This window comes from Rhodospira trueperi, assembly GCF_900101965.1.
GTDB lineage: Bacteria > Pseudomonadota > Alphaproteobacteria > Rhodospirillales > Rhodospirillaceae > Rhodospira > Rhodospira trueperi.
The window spans coordinates 109,764-127,149 of the sequence record NZ_FNAP01000001.1 but is presented as its reverse complement, the minus strand read 5'-3'; the positions used below and the strand labels follow the sequence as shown (position 1 = coordinate 127,149).

Here is a 17,386-nt window from a genome sequence, read left to right as displayed (position 1 = left end):
CTCATCGCGTGAGAATATTTGCACTCTATGGTCGATTCTAGGCCGTGATCCGCGCATCAGGGATACAGGCGCTGGGTGTGCCACGCGGCCCCATCCCAAGTGTACTCCACCCGATCATGCAAGCGGAAGGGACGGTCCCGCCAGAACTCGATGCGCTCCGGGATCACGCGCGCACCGGTCCACCATGGCGGCCGGGGCACAGGACCGACTCCGAACCGGGCGGCATATTTCGCAATTCGAGATTCCAACTCCAAACGTTCACCGAGCGGTCGCGACTGTTGCGAGGCCCACGCACCGATGCGGCTGTCCCGTGCGCGAGAGGCGAAATAAGCGTCTGCCTCCTCCTCGCTCACCGACATGACCGGTCCCTCGACACGCACCTGCCGCTTTAGACTCTTCCAGTGGAAGCACAAACCAGCGCGGGCGTTGGCGCGCAGGTTCTCGCCCTTGCGGCTGTCCATGTTGGTGTAGAAGACGAACCCGCCGGTCGGCCCCGGCTCCTCCACCACGCCCTTGAGCAGCACCATGCGCACGGAGGGCCGCCCGTCCGCCGTGGCCGTGGCCAGCGCAACGGCATTGGGATCGTTGGGCTCGCTCTGCTCCGCCTCCTCCATCCACGCCTGGAACAGCGCATAGGGATCCGACACGATCAGCGACGACACGATTCTCTCCTGCGTTCACGCGCCCCCTGCCCCCGGATGATCCGTTCCTGAAGGTATCAGGACATTGAATTCAGGCAGCGCCGACCGAACCGAGCCGGATCATGCGGACTTCGTATTGGACCCGCCCCCGAACGTGGAACGGACCGCCCACACGCCGGGCGGCCCGTCCAGGACGTTGATCAACGCTCGGGCGGCGCGGCTCAATCCTCGTCGTCGTCCGCGCCCCGGTTTTCCCAAGTCGGACCGGCATCGGTCGCCTTGGCGTTCGGATCACGGTCGACCAGTTCGATCATCGCCATCGGCGCGGCGTCGCCGTAACGGAAACCAGCCTTCAGCACTCGGGTGTAGCCCCCGGGACGGGACTTGTAACGTTCCGCCAGGGTAGAGAACAGCTTGGCCACCACCTTGTCGTCGCGCAGGACGGCAAAGGCCTGACGGCGAGCGTGCAAGTCACCGCGCTTTCCCAGCGTGATGAGCTTTTCGGCCACCGGGCGAAGTTCCTTGGCCTTGGGCAGGGTCGTCGTGATCTGCTCATGCTTCAGCAGCGACAGCGCCATGTTGGCGAACAGGGCCTTGCGGTGGCTCTTGGTGCGGCTGAACTTGCGATGCGCCATGCCGTGTCGCATGGGGCGGCTCCTTTCACGTCTGGGCTTCGCGCGCGAAGCGGATCAGGGGGCCCACCACCACCCGCCGACCACGAGGGATCCGGCGCGATGATTTGGCGGGGTGGCCCGGAGTGGGCCAAAACGACGTGCGGGACACGAAGCAGCCCGCACGGGTGCGCGTCAATCCGGCGCGACCGCGCCGGCGGGCGAAAAAAATCAGTAAGGCTCTTCCAGCTTCTTGGCCAGTTCCTCGATGTTCTCGGGCGGCCAGTTCGGGATTTCCATGCCCAGGTGCAGACCCATCTGGGACAGCACCTCCTTGATCTCATTCAGCGACTTGCGGCCGAAGTTCGGCGTGCGCAACATCTCCGCCTCGGTCTTCTGCACCAGATCGCCGATGTAGATAATGTTGTCGTTCTTCAGGCAGTTGGCCGACCGCACCGACAGTTCCAGCTCGTCCACCTTGCGCAGCAGGTTCTTGTTGAACGGCAGGTCCTCGTCCTCACGCTCGGTCGGCGCGGCCTGCGGTTCGTCGAAGTTGATGAAGAGCTGCAACTGGTCCTGAAGAATCCGCGCGGCCAGCGCCACGGCATCGTCCGGGGTGATCGAACCGTCCGTTTCCACCTGCATGGAGAGCTTGTCGTAGTCGGTCACCTGCCCGACGCGGGTGTTCTCCACCTTGTAGGAGACACGGCGCACCGGACTGAAGATGGCGTCGATGGGGATCAGCCCGATCGGAGCATCCTCCGGCCGGTTCATCGGCCCGGGCACGTAGCCCTTGCCATTGCTGACGGTCAGTTCCATGGACAGGGTCGCGCCCTCGTCCAGATGGCAGATGACAAGATCGGGATTCATGATCTCGATGTCGCCGGTTGTCTCCACCTGACCGGCCGTGACCGGGCCCGGCCCTGTCGCCTTCAGCGACATCCGGCGCGCGCCCTCGGCTTGCATGCGCACGCCGATGGTCTTGATATTGAGGATCACGTCCGTGACGTCCTCGCGCACGCCCGGGATCGAGGAGAACTCGTGCAGCACGCCCTCGATCTGGATCGCGGTCACCGCCGCGCCTTGCAGCGACGACAGCAGCACGCGCCGCAGCGCATTGCCAAGCGTGATGCCGAAGCCGCGCTCCAGCGGCTCGGCGACCACCGTCGCGAGACGACGCGGATCGGCCCCGGGCTGCACGTTGAGCTTATTGGGCTTGATCAGCTCCTGCCAGTTCTTCTGGATCAACGACATGATGGTTTCCTGCGACCGGTGTGGGCGGGTTCGGTTCGGTTTGGATCGGCGCCGAAAAGCCAGAGCAACGCTGGCATCGGCCACCGCGCGGACAAACGCGGGAACGCCGGACTCCGGAACCACGTTTCGCGCCGACCGGCCGCGCGACGACCTTCCTGAAAGGCATCGCAACCGGGGCGCAACCTGATCGCAAGCGGACCCCTGGGCCTCGGCAACCGAACCCCGCCGCCCGCGACCTCATCACTCTGAACGGAACACGGGAAACGGCCCCGGACGCGTCGCCCTACGACGCCTCCAGGACCGCCCCGGACAATCCGTCCTAAACGCGCCGACGCTTCCGCGGACGGCAACCGTTGTGCGGGATCGGCGTCACGTCGCGGATGGCGGACACCGTGAACCCCACGGCCTGAAGGGCCCGCAGCGCCGATTCCCGGCCCGAACCCGGCCCCTTAACCTGGACCTCAAGGGTCTTCATGCCGTGTTCCTGAGCCTTGCGACCGGCATCCTCGGCGGCCACCTGGGCGGCATAGGGCGTGGATTTCCGAGACCCCTTGAACCCCTGCGAGCCGGAGGACGACCAAGAAATGGCGTTGCCCTGGACGTCGGTGATGGTGATCTTGGTGTTGTTGAAGCTGGCGTTGACGTGCGCGATACCGGAGGTGATGTTCTTCCGTTCGCGGCGCCTCGGCCTCGCTGCTGGTTTGGCCATGAACCCTGTCCTGCCTATCCTGCGTGGGATGCGTCTTTGCGTTTCGAAGCAGCGCCCGGCGCGGCGGATCGCGCGGCACTGCGAAGGGGAGCGCACCAGACACCGGCCCGAGAGACCCGCGTCGAACGCGCCCCGGACTCTGTCTTACTTCTTCTTGCCCGCAATCGGCTTGGCCGGCCCCTTGCGCGTTCGCGCGTTGGTGTGCGTCCGCTGGCCGCGCACCGGCAGACCCTTGCGGTGACGCAGCCCGCGATAGCACCCCAGGTCCATCAGACGCTTGATGTTCATGGCCGTTTCGCGCCGCAGATCGCCCTCGACCTTGTAGTCGTTGTCGATCAGTTCACGGATGCGCTGAATCTCGTCCTCGCCCAGGTCGTTGACCCGGCGGCCCCAATCCACGCCCACGGTCGTGCAGATCTGGCTGGCCTTGGTCCGGCCGATGCCAAAAATATAGGTCAGCGCGACACCGACCGGCTTGCCGCTCGGTACGTTCACACCCGCAATTCGTGCCAAGACCCGCTCTCCTCAACAATCCAATAAACGAACGCCCGGCCCTGCCCATCGTTTGAGGGGCCGATATCAACACATGCTGTCCTGGGGCGACGGCGACCGCCAAGGGCGCGCATTATAGAAACACGCGGCGCCCTGTCAACCGCTGAATCGCCCCGAACGCGCCTGCTCCTAAAGGCCGAGAACCTGTTCCATCTCGGCGGTGACCTCGTCCATACCCCGGGTGCCGTCCACCAGCTTCAGGAGCCCGCGGTCCTTGTAGAACGGAAGCAGCGGTTCCGTCTGCTCGTGATAAGACTCCAGCCGACCCTTGACGGTCTCCGGCATATCATCCGAGCGGCGCGAGAACTCCGTGGCGCCACACTTGTCGCAGACCCCACCCACCTTCGGCGGGTCAAAAGTCTCGTGATAGTTCGCCCCACACGACGCACAGGCGAACCGACCGGTCAGCCGCTCCATCAGCATCTCGTCCGGCACCCGCACCTCGACGACCGCATCCAGGGGCGTGCCCTTGCCGGCCAGCAGGGTTTCCAGCGCCTCGGCCTGCCCCAGGGTGCGCGGCACCCCGTCGAGGATGAAGCCGTTCTCGGCGCAATCCGGCTTGTCCAGACGTTCCCCGATCACCCCCATGATCTCCTCATCGGAGACCAGTTTGCCGGCATCCAGGATGGCCTTCACGCGCTGCCCCAGGGGCGTGCCCTCGGCGATGGCCTTGCGCAGAATGTCGCCTGTCGAGAGATGACACCACCCGTGCTTGGTCTCCAACCGTTTCGCCTGTGTTCCCTTGCCACCACCCGGCGGGCCCAGCAGGACGATCCGACGCGCCTCGCTCATCCCCGTCTTCCCCTCAGCTTCGCTTTCTTGATCAGGCCCTCGTACTGATGGGCCAATAGATGACTTTGAACCTGGGCCACCGTGTCCATGGTCACGGTCACCACGATCAGCAGACTCGTGCCGCCAAAGTAAAATGGCACGCCGACCTGCGAGATCAGGTATTCGGGCATGACGGAGATGGCGACCAGATAGAGCGAGCCCACGGCCGTCAGGCGCGTCAGCACGTAGTCCAGATATTCCGCCGTGTTCTTGCCCGGCCGGATGCCCGGCACGAACCCGCCGTGCTTCTTCAGGTTCTCCGCCGTGTCTTCCGGATTGAAGACAACGGCCGTATAGAAGAACGCGAAAAAGATAATCAGCCCGGCATAGAGCGCCATGTAGAGCGGCTGGCCGTGGCCGAGCATCGGCAGCAGGTCGGCGAAGAGCCCGCCGGCCGTGTCCCACGCCTGAGTGACGAGGCCCATCCAGCCGTCCTGCCCGGCGGCAGCATCGGCGCCGGTCTCGACCGGATCCGACAAAGTCCCCGGGGCGCCGCCACCGAAGCCAGCGATGGTCATCGGCAGCAGAAGCAGCGAACTGGCGAAGATCGGCGGAATCACGCCCGGGGTGTTGATCTTCAGCGGCAGGTGCGAACTCTCGCCGCCGAACATCTTGTTGCCTCTCTGGCGCTTCGGGTATTGCACCAGAATCCGACGCTGCGCGCGCTCGATGAACACGATACAGGCGATGACCATGACGGCCAGCACCAGCAGGCCAACGATGACGAACGCCGACAGGGCGCCGGTGCGGCCCAGTTCCAGCGTGCTGGCCAGCGCCAGCGGCAGGTTGGCCACGATGCCCGCGAAGATGATCAGCGAAATGCCGTTGCCGACCCCGCGCGCCGTGATCTGCTCGCCCAGCCACATCAGGAACAGCGTGCCGCCCACCAGCGTCACCACGGTGGTGAAGCGGAAAAACAAACCCGGATCGATCACCGCCGACACCCCGCCAGCGGACGCGCTCTCCAGACCCACGGCCACGCCGTATGCCTGCAACGTGGTGATCAGAACGGTCAGATAGCGAGTGTACTGGTTGATCTTCTTGCGGCCTGATTCGCCTTCCTTCTTGAGCTGCTCCATCTTCGGACTGACCGCCGTCATCAGCTGCATGATGATGGACGCCGAAATGTACGGCATGATGTTCAGCGCAAAGATGGTCATGCGCGACAGCGCGCCACCGGCAAACATGTCGAACATGCCGAGAATGCCGCCGCTCTGCTGCTGGAAGAAGGCCTCCAGGCCGGCCGGATCGATGCCCGGCAGCGGTATGTAGGTTCCCAGGCGATAAACGATGAGCGCACCCAGCGTAAACCAGATGCGCTTTTGCAGTTCGGTGGCCTTGGCGAGGACCCCGAAGTTGAGGTTCGCGGCGAGTTGTTCCGCGGCGGACGCCATGGTCTACTCCCAAATCCCCGGTATGCCCGACCCGATGACGGGTCGGGCCCGATCCGTGCTCAATCCGTGAAGCCGGCGATTAGACCCGCTTCGGCCCGGCGGCGCAAGGCCCCGGCGAAAGGACGCCCGCCGCCGGAGGCGATCAGCCCTCGGCGGCCGGCGCGCGCACCAGACCGGTCATGGTGACCGTGCCGCCCTTGGCCTCCACGGCTTCCCGCGCCTTGGCCGACGCCCCACTCACCGTGATCGTCACGGCACTGGTCAACTCGCCGTTGGCCAGAAGGCGAATGCCGTCTTGCACACGGCCCACGAGCCCGACCTCGACCAGCTTGGCCTCGTCGATGGGCTGGCTGGCGTCCAGCTTGCCGGCATCGATGGCTTTTTGAAGGCGGCCCAGGTTGACCTCGGCGAACGTCTTCTTGAATCGAGCGTTGGTGAAGCCCCGCTTCGGCAGACGCCGGTAGAGCGGCATCTGCCCGCCCTCGAAGCCCTTGATGGACACGCCGGTGCGCGACTTCTGCCCCTTCTGGCCCTTGCCGGAGGTCTTGCCGGTCCCGGAGCCGATGCCGCGACCGACCCGCTTGCGCGCTTTGGTCGCGCCGGGATTATCGCGCAGATCGTTCAGTTTCATGGTCACACAATTCCTCTCGCAAACGGCCGCGCGTGAGCGGCCGGCCCGGATGTCAGGCCGGCTCCACCTTCAGCAGGTGCTCGACCTTGCGGATCATGCCGCGCACCGCCGGCGTATCCGCCAGCACGCGCGACCGATGCATCTTGTTCAGGCCCAGGCCGATCAGAGTCGCCCGCTGGTCGGCCCGACGGCCGATGGGGCTGCCCACCTGGGTCACCTTGACGTGGGAAGTCTCCGCCGCCGTGCTCTGTGTCTGATTGGACATCGTCGCCTACTCCGTCGCCACCGCGGACGCCGCGTCCTGGTCCCCGGCCGGGGTCGACGCACCGCCGCCAACCGGACCGCCATCGCGACGGCCGACAATGTCGCCCACCTTCTTGCCCCGGCGCGCCGCCACCTGACGCGGCGAGAACGAGTTGCGCAGGGCATCGAAGGTCGCCTTGACCATGTTGTACGGGTTGGTGGTGCCGTTGCACTTGCTCACCACATCCTGCACGCCCATGGTCTCGAACACCGCGCGCATCGGACCGCCGGCGATGATGCCGGTGCCGGCCGGTGCGGCGCGCAGAGTCACGCGCCCGGCGCCGAAATGGCCCTTGATGTCGTGATGCAGGGTGCGCCCCTCGCGCAGGGGCACCCGGATCATGGTGCGCTTGGCCTGATCGGTCGCCTTGCGGATGGCCTCCGGGACCTCGCGCGCCTTGCCAGTGCCGAAGCCGACGCGGCCTTTGCCGTCGCCGACCACCACCAGCGCCGCGAACGCGAAGCGCCGACCGCCCTTGACCACCTTGGCCACACGGTTGATGTGGACCAGCTTGTCCTTGAACTCGTCGTCCCGATCGTCGCGCCGATCACGGTCACGGTCGCCGCCGCGCTGGCGACCCCGGTCGCCGCGCTCGCCTCCGCCCCGCTCATTGGGATTGCGTGCCATATCGTCTTGACCTTTCCCTCACCCGTCGGTGTTCAGAACTGCAGGCCGCCCTCGCGCGCGGCATCCGCCAGGGCCTTGACCCGCCCGTGATACAGATAGCCGCCACGGTCGAAGACCACCGCGCCGACGCCCTTGGCCACCGCCCGTTCGGCGAGCAGCTTGCCGACGGCCTCGGCGGCAGCCTTGTCAGCCCCGGTCTTGAGGCCGGCGCGGAGGTCCTTCTCCACGCTGGAGGCAGCCGCGATGGTCTGTCCGGCGATGTCGTCGATCACCTGGGCATAGATGTGCTTGGAGGACCGGAACACCGACAGACGGGGACGGCCCCGGGCCTTCTTACGGAGCGCGAAGCGGACCCGGCCGCGCCGACGCTCGAACAGCTTCTTCGCTGAATTCATACCCGTATCCCCGCCTTACTTCTTCTTGCCTTCCTTACGCAGGATGCGTTCGTCGGCGTACTTCACACCCTTGCCCTTGTAGGGCTCCGGCGGACGGAAGCCGCGCAACTCCGACGCAACCTGCCCGACCCGCTGCTTCGACGCTCCAGAGACCTCCACCTGGGTGGGAGCCAGTGCGACGATCTTGAGATCGGCCGGAATCGGATAGGTGATGTCGTGGCTGTAGCCGAGCGACAGCACCAAGTTCTTGCCCTGGACCTGAGCCTTGTAGCCAACGCCGACCAGCTCCAGCTTCTTGGTGAAGCCCTCGCCGACGCCCTTGACCACGTTGTTGATCTGAGCCCGGGTCGTCCCCCAGTGCTGGCGAGCCTGCTTGTGGGTCGCCTTGGGCCTGACCCAAACCCGCTCACCCTCCAGGGTGGTTTCCACATCATCCGGGCACTGATACGTCATCTCGCCCAGCTTGCCCTTGGCCGTAACCACATTGTTCGCGACCGTTACGGTCACGCCCTTGGGCACGTCCACGGGGTATTTTCCAACGCGTGACATGGGTTTCGTCCCCCTCGCCTAAAATACCTTGCAGAGGACTTCGCCACCCACGTTCGCCGCGCGCGCCTCGGCATCGCTCATAACGCCGCGCGGCGTGGACAGGATGGAAATCCCCAGGCCGTTGTAGACCTTGGGCAGGTCCTTGATCTTCGAATAGACACGGCGGCCGGGCCGCGACACCCGCGCGATGGTGCGGATCGCGGGCGAGCCCTCGTGGTACTTCAACTCGACCACCAGTTCGTCCACGCCCTTGCGCACGTTGGCGCGGGAGTAGCCGCGAATGAAGCCCTCGCGCTGGAGCACGTCGAGGACGTTCTCCCGCAGCTTGGACGCCGGGGCATTGACAGTCGCCTTGCGCGCCTGCTGCCCGTTACGGATGCGGGTGAGCATGTCACCCAAAGGATCACTGAGAGCCATGGGCCACCTTCCTCACCAACTCGACTTGACCATGCCGGGAATCTGCCCCTGAGAGGCAAGGTCCCGCAGCACGACACGGCCCAGACGGAACTTCCGGTAAACCGAATGCGGACGCCCGGTCAGTTCACACCGGTTCATGATGCGCACCTTCGAGGAGTTGCGCGGCAGCTTCGACAGCTTCATGACCGCTTCGAACCGATCCTCGGGCGAGGCATCCTGGTTCTTGATGATGGCCTTCAACTCTGCGCGCTTGGCGGCCTTCGCCTTCACCATGCGCTCGCGCTTCTTGTTGCGCTGGACGGCACTCACTTTCGCCATGGGGTTTCGTCTCCAAGCGCCTAGTTCTGGAAGGGCATGTTGAACCCTTCCAGAAGGGTTCGTGCCTCGTCGTTGGACTTTGCCGTGGTGCAGATGGTGATGTTCATCCCGCGCATCTTGTCCACCTGATCGTAATCGATCTCGGGAAAGACGATCTGCTCCTTCAGGCCCATGTTGTAGTTCCCGGCGCCGTCAAAGCCGGACGCCGAAATCCCGCGGAAGTCACGCACGCGCGGCAGCGCGATGTTGACCAGGCGGTCCAGGAACTCGTACATCCGCTCGCGCCGCAGCGTCACCTTGCAGCCCACGACCATGCCGTCGCGCAGCTTGAACTGGGCGATGGACTTCTTGGCCCGGGTGATGATGGGCTTCTGGCCAGCGATCGCCGTCAGGTCCTTGACCGCGCCCTCGATGAGCTTGCGGTCCTGGGAAGCTTCACCCACACCCATGTTGATGACGATCTTGTCGAGACGCGGCACCTCGAAGCGGTTCTTGTAACCGTGCTTTTTCGTGAGGTCCTCGCGCACCACGGTGTCGTAATGCTCTTTCAGCCGTGCGGTCATCGTCGCCCCCTCAGACATCGATGACCTCACCGGAACGCCTTGCGAAGCGCACCTTTCGGCCATCCTCAAGCACCTTGAACCCGACCCGGGTCGGCTCGTAGTCCTTCGGGTCCTCGATCATCACGTTAGAGACGTGAATCGGCGCCTCCTTCTCGATAATCCCGCCCTGGGAGGTCTGGGTCTGGCGCGTGTGACGCTTGACCTTGTTGACACCCTGAACGATGACGCGGGCCTCGGCCGGCAGCGCCTTCAGCACCTCGCCGCGCCGGCCCTTGTCGCGGCCGCTCATGACCACGACCTTGTCGCCCTTCTTGATCTTGGCGGCCATCACAGCACCTCCGGGGCGAGCGAGATGATCTTCATAAACTTCTTCGCGCGCAGCTCGCGGGTCACCGGGCCGAAGATACGGGTGCCGATCGGCTCGTTCTGCTTGTTCAGCAGCACGGCGGCGTTGCTGTCGAAGCGGATCGCCGAGCCGTCCGGGCGCCGGATTTCCTTGGCCGTGCGGACGATGACCGCCCGGTGCACGTCGCCCTTTTTGACGCGGCCGCGCGGGATGGCCTCCTTGACCGAGACCACGATGACGTCGCCAACGCCCGCCGTCATGCGCTTCGAGCCCCCAAGGACCTTCACACACATGACCCGCCGGGCGCCGGAATTGTCGGCGACATCCAGGTTGGTCTGCATCTGGATCATGACTAGTATTCCCTAAAAGTTCCGCGAAACGGTTACACGCCCGGGAGCGAGTCCTATTCCACGGAGGAGTCGAGAACGACTTCCCAAGTCTTGCGCCGTGAAATAGGGGCGCACTCGCGGATCCGCACGATATCGCCGACCTTACACTGATTGGCTTCGTCGTGCGCGGCGAACTTCTTCGAACGCCGGATGAACTTCTTGTAGACGGGGTGCATGAACCGCCGCTCGACCTTGACGACGATGGTTTTGTCGTTCTTGTCGCTGACAACAACACCCTGAAGGATACGCCTCGGCATCTGTCCTGGTCTCCCTACGACGCGGCGCCGGCGGCGCGGGCCTTCTCGGCCTGGATGGTCTTGATGCGCGCCACATCCCGGCGCACCTTGCGGACGTGGGCCGTATCGGACAACTGGCCCGACGCGGCCTGGAAGCGCAGGTTGAACTGCTCCTTCTTCAGCTCGACGAGCTTTTCGCGCAGTTGATCAGCGCTCATCTGGCGCAGATCCTCGGTACCGGTCCCCTTGACCTTGGCCATTGTTCCCTACTCCCCGATGCGCGCGACGAACTTGGTCTTCACCGGCAGCTTGGCCGACGCCAGTTCGAAGGCCCGGCGCGCCACCTCCTCGGAGACGCCGTCGAGCTCAAACATGATGCGGCCGGGCTTGACCTTGGCGACCCAGTATTCGGGCGACCCCTTACCAGAGCCCATGCGCACCTCGGCCGGCTTTTTCGACACCGCCACATCCGGGAAGATCCGGATCCACAAACGGCCCTGGCGCTTCATGTGGCGCGTGATCGACCGGCGCGCGGCCTCGATCTGACGCGCGGTGATGCGCTCCGGCTCCACGCACTTCAGGCCATAGGCACCGAAGTTCAGCGCCGTGCCGCCCTTGGCCTCACCCTTGATGCGGCCCTTATGAAACTTGCGAAACTTAGTTCGTTTCGGACTCAGCATTTCCTAACGCTCCTTCGCCCCGTCACCGTTGCCCGTCAGCGGGGCGTGTCGCCGCGACGCTTGTCCTGGGCCATCGGATCGTGCTCCAGGATCTCTCCCTTGAAGATCCACACCTTGACGCCGCAACTGCCGTAGGTCGTCTTGCCCGTGGCGGTTCCGTAATCGACGTCGGCGCGCAGCGTATGCAGCGGCACCCGGCCCTCGCGGTACCACTCGGTCCGCGCGATCTCGGCGCCGCCCAGACGACCGCCGCAGTTGATCCGGATCCCCAACGCACCCAGGCGCATGGCATTCTGCACCGCGCGCTTCATGGCGCGGCGGAACGCAACGCGGCGCTCAAGCTGCTGGGCGATGTTTTCGGCGACCAACTGTGCGTCCAGTTCCGGCTTGCGGATCTCGACGATGTTCAGATGCACCTCGTTGCCGGTCATCTGCTGCATCTTCTGGCGCAGCTTCTCGATGTCCTGGCCCTTCTTGCCGATCACCACGCCCGGGCGGGCCGTGTGAATGGTGATACGCGCCTTCTTGGCCGGCCGCTCGATGATGATGCGCGACACCCCCGCCTGCATCAGACGTTTCTTGAGGTATTTGCGGATCATCAGGTCCTCGTGCAGCAACGAGGCATACTCATGATCGGAGTACCAACGCGAGTCCCAGGTGCGGTTGATGCCCAGGCGCAGGCCGATCGGATTGACTTTCTGTCCCATTACGCCAACTCCTCGCGCTCACGCACCACAATGGTCAGGTTCGCCCAGGGCTTGATGATCTTGCCGACCCGACCCCGCGCCCGAGCGTGCCAGCGCTTCATGACCAGGGCCTTGCCGACGAAGGCCTCCTTGACGACCAGTTGATCGACGTCGAGGTCGTGATTGTTCTCGGCATTGGCGATGGCCGATTCCAGAACCTTCCTGACCTCGATGGCGATGCGCCGCTTCGAGAAGGACAGTTCGGACAGCGCGCGATCAACCGGCATGCCCCGAATGGAGGCGGCCACCAGGTTCAGCTTGCGCGGGCTGGTCCGGATCATGTGCGAGACCGCCTGGGCCTCGGTGTCGTCAAGACGACGCGCGGCGGATGACTTGCCCATGGTTACTTCCTTTTCGCCTTCTTGTCGGCGGCGTGCCCGTAATAGGTCCGGGTCGGCGAGAACTCGCCCAACTTGTGCCCGACCATGTTCTCGGTCACCAGCACCGGCACGAACTTCTGCCCGTTGTAGACCCCGAATGTCAGGCCCACGAACTGCGGCAGAATGGTCGAGCGGCGCGACCACGTCTTGATCACTTCATTGCGGGCGGCGGCGCGCGCCGCCTCCGCCTTCTTCAGAAGGTAGCCGTCAACGAACGGACCTTTCCAAACGGAACGAGCCACGAGCGGCCTCCCTTACTTCTTCTTTTTCGTCTGATGACGACTGCGCATGATGAGTCGATCCGTCTTCTTGTTGGACCGAGTCCGCTTACCCTTGGTCGGCTTGCCCCACGGGGTCACCGGATGCCGGCCACCAGAGGTGCGGCCCTCGCCGCCGCCGTGCGGGTGGTCGACCGGGTTCATGACCACGCCGCGCACGTGCGGACGCTTGCCCATCCAGCGCTTGCGACCGGCCTTGCCAAGTTTCTGGTTGGCGTTGTCCGGGTTCGAGACCGCGCCGACCGTGGCCATGCACTCGGCCCGCACCAAGCGCAACTCGCCGGAGGACAACCGCAACTGGGCATAGCCCTGGTCCTTCCCGATCAACTGGGCGTAACAGCCCGCCGACCGCGCGATCTGTCCACCCTTGCCGGCCTTCAGCTCCACGTTATGAACGATGGTGCCCACCGGCATGGACTTCAGCGGCATGGCGTTGCCCGGCTTGATGTCCGCGTGCGCGTCGGCGATCACGGTATCCCCCACCCCGAGACGCTGCGGCGCCAGAATGTAGGACAACTCGTCGTCGGCATAGCGGATCAGGGCAATAAAGGCCGTGCGGTTCGGATCGTACTCCAACCGCTCCACCGTCGCCGACACGCCGGTCTTTCGGCGCTTGAAATCCACCATGCGGTAGCGACGCTTGTGACCACCGCCCCGGTGCCACGCCGTGGTCCGGCCGTGGTTGTTGCGCCCGCCCGTCTTGGTCAGACCCTCGGTCAGACCCTTGACCGGTTTGCCCTTGTGCAACTCGCTGCGGTCCACCAGGACCAGGTTGCGCATGCCCGGGGTGACCGGATTGAACTGTTTCAAAGCCATCGGATCAGACCCCCACGCCGATGTCGATGGAATGCCCCTCGACCAACGTCACGATCGCCTTCTTGACGTCGGAGCGCTTGCCGATGGTTCCACGAAACCGCTTGACCTTGCCCTTCTGGATGAGGGTATTCACCGCCTTCACCTTGACGTTGAAAATACCCTCGACGGCTTGCTTGATCTCCGGCTTGGAGGCATCCAGCGGCACCTTGAAGGTCACCTGATTGTGTTCGGAGCCCATGGTCGCCTTTTCGGTGATCACGGGGGCGCGGATGATGTCGTACATCCGCGTCTTGTCGATGGTCGCCACCGCCTTGCTCATTTCAGGCGCTCCTGCAGGTGGGTCACGGCGTCCTTGGTCAGCACCAGGGTGTCGCGACGCAGGATATCGTGAACGTTGGCGCCCTGCTGCGGCAGCACGTCGACGCCGACGATGTTTCGCGCCGCACGGGCGAAGCCCTCATTCAGCTCGGGGCCGTCGATGACCAGGGCGTTGTTCCAGCCCAGCGCCGCCAGCCGTGCCGCCAGATCCTTGGTCTTGCCGGTTTCGGACGCGGCGGCGTCCAGCACCACCAGTTTGTTGTCCGCCAGCTTGGCCGACAGGGCCGTCTTCAGGCCCAGGGCGCGCACCTTCTTCGGCAGGTCATGGGCGTGCGAGCGCACCACCGGGCCGAAGACGGTCGCGCCGCCCCGCCACTGGGTCGCGCGCCGCGAGCCTTGCCGCGCGCGGCCAGTGCCCTTCTGTTTGAACGGCTTGGCGGTCGTGCCGCGAATCTCGCTGATGCCCTTGGTCTTGTGGGTGCCGGCCTGGCGCTTCGCCAGCTGCCAGCGCACCACGCGATGCAGGATATCGGCGCGCACCGCCAGACCGAACACGGCCTCGTCCAAATCGATACTGCCGGCCGGCTGATTGTCCAGCGTGATGACGTCGTGCTTCATGACTCTCAGCTCTCCTTGCTGGCGTCGTCGCCATCGCCGGTCGGCGCCACTTCGGTGGACACCTCTTCGGCAAGCGCCTCTTCTAGGGGCGCGGCCTCCGCCTTGATCCCGGCCGGCATCGGCACGCTGTCGGGCCGCGCCTTCTTCAGGGCGTCGGAGACCTCGACCCAGCCGCCCTTGTGGCCCGGCACGGCGCCGCGCACCATCACCAGGCCGCGCTCCTCGTCGATGCCCACGACCTCCAGGCTCTGCACCGTGACCCGCTCGAAGCCGAGATGGCCAGGCATTTTCTTGCCCTTGAACACCTTACCGGGGTCCTGACACTGACCGGTCGAGCCCAGCGAGCGGTGATTGATCGACACGCCGTGCGTCGCCTCAAGGCCACGGAAGTTGTGCCGCTTCATGCCACCGGCGAAGCCCTTGCCGATGCTGGTACCGACCACGTCAACATACTGCCCGGCGACGAAGTGCGCCGCCGACAGTTCGGTGCCGGGCGGCACCAGACACTCGTCGGACACCCGGAATTCCACCAGATGCCGCTTGGGTTCCACCCGTGCCTTGGCGAAGTGGCCCCGCATGGCCTTGGAGGTGTTCTTCACCTTGGCGCGACCGGCGCCGAGTTGCACCGCCACGTAGCCGTCCTTTTCGCGCGTGCGGTTGGCCACAACGTGGCACTCCTCCACCCGCAGAACGGTGACCGGCACATGCACGCCCTCGGCGTCGAACAGCCGGGTCATCCCGACTTTCTGGGCTATCAGACCGGAACGCATAGTCTTCATCCTCAATTCTGGATACGCCCCCGTTGGGCGGCCGGCACGCCTTGCCACGGCACACGAGGTACGGATCGCGTCACATCGGGCCAACATCGGTGTCACGGCAACGAAGAGAGTCCCCGCGCCCGCCCCGATCGACCCAGAAAGGGTCGATCAGACACGGCAAGCGAGCCCCGAAGCGGCAGACACACGCCGCCCCGCCCTAGAGCTTGATCTCCACGTCCACGCCAGCGGCCAGATCCAGCTTCATCAAGGCATCCACCGTCTGGGGCGTCGGATCGACGATATCCAGCAGACGCTTGTGCGTGCGAATCTCGAGCTGCTCGCGCGACTTCTTGTCGATGTGCGGCGACCGGTTGAGCGTGAACTTCTCGATCCGGGTCGGCAGCGGGATCGGCCCGCACACCTGTGCCCCCGTCCGCTTGGCCGTGCCCACGATCTCACGCGTGGACTGATCCAGCACGCGATGATCGAACGCCTTCAGGCGAATGCGGATATTCTGATTGTCCATCATGGTTATGGTCCGACCCAATTCTGATCCAGTGCCATCGCGCCATTATCCGGCCGGCGCCGCAACGCCGACGGGACCGGCCCACGTCCGGCCCCCGCTTCTTGTCCGGCGCCTTCCCGTGACCCCCCGGGGGTTCGCCGAACCGTTCGAAAAAGAACACAAGAAAGAAAAAAGAACGGGTCCTGTTTCTTTCGGTGCTCCCACCAGACCCGGAACGGCGTGGGGTCCGCCTTTCCGGAACAGCACTCTACCACCATCCCGAGTCGGCGTCCGCCCCCCAAATGGGACCGGGCGCCGCCCGAGCTGCCTACTCGATGATGTTGGCCACCACGCCGGCGCCGACGGTGCGGCCGCCCTCGCGAATGGCGAAGCGCAGGCCCTCGTCCATCGCAATCGGCGCGATCAGGTTGACCACCATGGCGATGTTGTCGCCCGGCATCACCATCTCCGTGCCCTCCGGCAGTTCGATCGTTCCGGTCACATCCGTGGTCCGGAAGTAGAACTGCGGACGGTAGTTCGAGAAAAACGGCGTGTGACGGCCGCCCTCGTCCTTGTTCAGGATGTAGCACTCGCACTTGAACTTGGTGTGCGGCGTGATCGTCCCCGGCTTCGCCAGAACCTGGCCGCGCTCCACATCATCACGCTTCGTGCCGCGCAGCAGCGCCCCGATGTTGTCGCCCGCCTCGCCCTGGTCGAGCAGCTTGCGGAACATCTCAACACCCGTGCACACCGTCTTGACCGTGTCCTTCAGGCCGACAATCTCAACTTCCTCGCCAACCTTGATCAGGCCCCGCTCCACGCGGCCCGTCACCACCGTGCCGCGACCCGAAATCGAGAACACGTCCTCAATCGGCATCAGGAACGGCTGGTCCTTCGGACGCTCCGGCTGCGGAATGTAGCTGTCCACCGCCTTCATCAGCTCGATGATCGACTCCTTGCCGATCTTCGCGTCGCCGTCCTCCAGCGCCGCCAGCGCCGAGCCCTTGACGATGGGGATATCGTTGCCCGGGAAGTCGTACGAGGACAGAAGCTCGCGAACCTCAAGCTCGACAAGCTCCAGCAGCTCCTCGTCGTCAACCTGATCGACCTTGTTCATGTACACCACAAGCGCCGGAACACCCACCTGACGCGCCAGCAGAATGTGCTCCCGCGTCTGCGGCATCGGGCCGTCCGCCGCCGACACAACCAGAATGGCACCGTCCATCTGCGCCGCGCCCGTGATCATGTTCTTCACATAGTCAGCATGACCCGGGCAATCCACGTGCGCGTAATGACGGTTCTCCGTCGTGTACTCAACGTGCGCCGTCGAGATCGTGATCCCGCGCGCCTTCTCCTCCGGCGCCTTGTCGATCATGTCGTACGCCGAAAACGTGGCACCGCCCGTCTCCGCCAGAACCTTCGTGATCGCCGCCGTCAGGGTCGTCTTGCCGTGGTCAACGTGCCCGATCGTCCCCACGTTGCAGTGCGGCTTGCTGCGGTCAAACTTTTCCTTCGCCATT

29 protein-coding genes are annotated in these 17,386 nt (G+C 64.8%); all 29 read right to left on the bottom strand.

The genetic code is table 11. From position 1 onward, the window contains the following. Positions 1 to 56 precede the first annotated feature (56 nt). Complete coding sequence (gene pdxH, locus BLS85_RS00620) at positions 57 to 662, bottom strand: pyridoxamine 5'-phosphate oxidase (protein ID WP_092780583.1); 606 nt, start codon at positions 660 to 662, stop codon at positions 57 to 59. A 200-nt stretch (positions 663 to 862) separates the two neighbouring features. Further along, the gene (gene rplQ, locus BLS85_RS00615; protein WP_092780580.1) at positions 863 to 1,288 is read right to left on the bottom strand and encodes a 50S ribosomal protein L17; all 426 of its coding nucleotides are present in this window, start codon (positions 1,286 to 1,288) and stop codon (positions 863 to 865) included. Between the two features lie 195 nt (positions 1,289 to 1,483). Further along, positions 1,484 to 2,500: a DNA-directed RNA polymerase subunit alpha gene (locus BLS85_RS00610; protein ID WP_176793316.1), complete on the bottom strand. Its 1,017-nt coding sequence runs from the start codon at positions 2,498 to 2,500 to the stop codon at positions 1,484 to 1,486. Between the two features lie 325 nt (positions 2,501 to 2,825). Continuing rightward, complete coding sequence (gene rpsK / locus BLS85_RS00605; protein ID WP_092780577.1) at positions 2,826 to 3,215, bottom strand: 30S ribosomal protein S11; 390 nt, start codon at positions 3,213 to 3,215, stop codon at positions 2,826 to 2,828. 144 nt (positions 3,216 to 3,359) lie between these two features. Continuing rightward, positions 3,360 to 3,728 carry a 30S ribosomal protein S13 gene (rpsM, locus tag BLS85_RS00600; protein ID WP_092780575.1) on the bottom strand — a complete coding sequence of 123 codons (369 nt, stop codon included), beginning with the start codon at positions 3,726 to 3,728 and terminating at the stop codon, positions 3,360 to 3,362. Positions 3,729 to 3,896: 168 nt separating this feature from the next. Beyond that, on the bottom strand, positions 3,897 to 4,559 hold the full coding sequence (locus tag BLS85_RS00595; RefSeq protein WP_092780572.1) for an adenylate kinase: 663 nt from the start codon (positions 4,557 to 4,559) through the stop codon (positions 3,897 to 3,899). Beyond that, the gene (gene secY / locus BLS85_RS00590; RefSeq protein ID WP_092780569.1) at positions 4,556 to 5,992 is read right to left on the bottom strand and encodes a preprotein translocase subunit SecY; all 1,437 of its coding nucleotides are present in this window, start codon (positions 5,990 to 5,992) and stop codon (positions 4,556 to 4,558) included. Before secY ends, BLS85_RS00595 begins: the two co-directional genes overlap by 4 nt. A 142-nt stretch (positions 5,993 to 6,134) precedes the next feature. Beyond that, positions 6,135 to 6,623, bottom strand: a complete 489-nt coding sequence (gene rplO / locus BLS85_RS00585; protein ID WP_092780566.1) for a 50S ribosomal protein L15 — start codon at positions 6,621 to 6,623, stop codon at positions 6,135 to 6,137. Positions 6,624 to 6,675: 52 nt separating this feature from the next. Next, positions 6,676 to 6,888: a 50S ribosomal protein L30 gene (gene rpmD, locus BLS85_RS00580; protein WP_092780563.1), complete on the bottom strand. Its 213-nt coding sequence runs from the start codon at positions 6,886 to 6,888 to the stop codon at positions 6,676 to 6,678. A gap of 6 nt (positions 6,889 to 6,894) precedes the next feature. Further along, a complete protein-coding gene (gene rpsE / locus BLS85_RS00575) occupies positions 6,895 to 7,554 on the bottom strand; it encodes a 30S ribosomal protein S5 (protein WP_245699026.1) in 660 nt (219 codons plus the stop codon). 32 nt (positions 7,555 to 7,586) lie between these two features. Further along, positions 7,587 to 7,949 carry a 50S ribosomal protein L18 gene (gene rplR, locus BLS85_RS00570; RefSeq protein ID WP_092780560.1) on the bottom strand — a complete coding sequence of 121 codons (363 nt, stop codon included), beginning with the start codon at positions 7,947 to 7,949 and terminating at the stop codon, positions 7,587 to 7,589. 15 nt (positions 7,950 to 7,964) lie between these two features. Next, entirely contained in the window at positions 7,965 to 8,498 is a 534-nt protein-coding gene (gene rplF / locus BLS85_RS00565) for a 50S ribosomal protein L6 (protein WP_092780557.1), read from the bottom strand. Between the two features lie 18 nt (positions 8,499 to 8,516). Beyond that, positions 8,517 to 8,915 (bottom strand): 30S ribosomal protein S8, encoded by a 399-nt coding sequence (gene rpsH, locus BLS85_RS00560; RefSeq protein ID WP_092780554.1) that lies wholly within the window; start codon positions 8,913 to 8,915, stop codon positions 8,517 to 8,519. Positions 8,916 to 8,927: 12 nt separating this feature from the next. Further along, positions 8,928 to 9,233, bottom strand: a complete 306-nt coding sequence (rpsN, locus tag BLS85_RS00555; protein ID WP_092780550.1) for a 30S ribosomal protein S14 — start codon at positions 9,231 to 9,233, stop codon at positions 8,928 to 8,930. 20 nt (positions 9,234 to 9,253) lie between these two features. Further along, the gene (rplE, locus tag BLS85_RS00550) at positions 9,254 to 9,796 is read right to left on the bottom strand and encodes a 50S ribosomal protein L5 (protein WP_092780547.1); all 543 of its coding nucleotides are present in this window, start codon (positions 9,794 to 9,796) and stop codon (positions 9,254 to 9,256) included. Between the two features lie 10 nt (positions 9,797 to 9,806). Beyond that, complete coding sequence (rplX, locus tag BLS85_RS00545) at positions 9,807 to 10,127, bottom strand: 50S ribosomal protein L24 (protein ID WP_092780544.1); 321 nt, start codon at positions 10,125 to 10,127, stop codon at positions 9,807 to 9,809. Next, positions 10,124 to 10,492 carry a 50S ribosomal protein L14 gene (gene rplN / locus BLS85_RS00540; protein WP_092780541.1) on the bottom strand — a complete coding sequence of 123 codons (369 nt, stop codon included), beginning with the start codon at positions 10,490 to 10,492 and terminating at the stop codon, positions 10,124 to 10,126. Before rplN ends, rplX begins: the two co-directional genes overlap by 4 nt. 53 nt (positions 10,493 to 10,545) lie before the next feature. Beyond that, positions 10,546 to 10,788 carry a 30S ribosomal protein S17 gene (rpsQ, locus tag BLS85_RS00535; protein WP_092780538.1) on the bottom strand — a complete coding sequence of 81 codons (243 nt, stop codon included), beginning with the start codon at positions 10,786 to 10,788 and terminating at the stop codon, positions 10,546 to 10,548. A gap of 14 nt (positions 10,789 to 10,802) precedes the next feature. Continuing rightward, positions 10,803 to 11,027 (bottom strand): 50S ribosomal protein L29, encoded by a 225-nt coding sequence (gene rpmC / locus BLS85_RS00530; RefSeq protein WP_092780535.1) that lies wholly within the window; start codon positions 11,025 to 11,027, stop codon positions 10,803 to 10,805. Between the two features lie 6 nt (positions 11,028 to 11,033). Then, positions 11,034 to 11,447: a 50S ribosomal protein L16 gene (gene rplP / locus BLS85_RS00525; protein WP_092780532.1), complete on the bottom strand. Its 414-nt coding sequence runs from the start codon at positions 11,445 to 11,447 to the stop codon at positions 11,034 to 11,036. Between the two features lie 35 nt (positions 11,448 to 11,482). Then, a complete protein-coding gene (rpsC, locus tag BLS85_RS00520) occupies positions 11,483 to 12,154 on the bottom strand; it encodes a 30S ribosomal protein S3 (RefSeq protein ID WP_092780529.1) in 672 nt (223 codons plus the stop codon). Then, a complete protein-coding gene (gene rplV / locus BLS85_RS00515; RefSeq protein WP_092780526.1) occupies positions 12,154 to 12,534 on the bottom strand; it encodes a 50S ribosomal protein L22 in 381 nt (126 codons plus the stop codon). Before rplV ends, rpsC begins: the two co-directional genes overlap by 1 nt. Positions 12,535 to 12,536: 2 nt before the next feature. Then, positions 12,537 to 12,815, bottom strand: coding sequence for a 30S ribosomal protein S19 (gene rpsS / locus BLS85_RS00510; RefSeq protein ID WP_092780523.1), 279 nt, complete (start codon positions 12,813 to 12,815; stop codon positions 12,537 to 12,539). Between the two features lie 12 nt (positions 12,816 to 12,827). Beyond that, positions 12,828 to 13,667: a 50S ribosomal protein L2 gene (rplB, locus tag BLS85_RS00505; RefSeq protein ID WP_092780520.1), complete on the bottom strand. Its 840-nt coding sequence runs from the start codon at positions 13,665 to 13,667 to the stop codon at positions 12,828 to 12,830. Positions 13,668 to 13,671: 4 nt separating this feature from the next. Continuing rightward, positions 13,672 to 13,986 carry a 50S ribosomal protein L23 gene (locus BLS85_RS00500; protein WP_092780517.1) on the bottom strand — a complete coding sequence of 105 codons (315 nt, stop codon included), beginning with the start codon at positions 13,984 to 13,986 and terminating at the stop codon, positions 13,672 to 13,674. Continuing rightward, positions 13,983 to 14,603, bottom strand: a complete 621-nt coding sequence (gene rplD, locus BLS85_RS00495; RefSeq protein WP_092780514.1) for a 50S ribosomal protein L4 — start codon at positions 14,601 to 14,603, stop codon at positions 13,983 to 13,985. The genes BLS85_RS00500 and rplD overlap by 4 nt, the downstream gene beginning before the upstream one ends. Positions 14,604 to 14,608: 5 nt before the next feature. Beyond that, positions 14,609 to 15,373, bottom strand: a complete 765-nt coding sequence (rplC, locus tag BLS85_RS00490) for a 50S ribosomal protein L3 (RefSeq protein ID WP_092780511.1) — start codon at positions 15,371 to 15,373, stop codon at positions 14,609 to 14,611. Between the two features lie 205 nt (positions 15,374 to 15,578). Then, on the bottom strand, positions 15,579 to 15,887 hold the full coding sequence (gene rpsJ / locus BLS85_RS00485; RefSeq protein WP_092782027.1) for a 30S ribosomal protein S10: 309 nt from the start codon (positions 15,885 to 15,887) through the stop codon (positions 15,579 to 15,581). Between the two features lie 307 nt (positions 15,888 to 16,194). Continuing rightward, entirely contained in the window at positions 16,195 to 17,385 is a 1,191-nt protein-coding gene (gene tuf, locus BLS85_RS00480) for an elongation factor Tu (RefSeq protein ID WP_092780509.1), read from the bottom strand. Position 17,386: the final 1 nt, after the last annotated feature.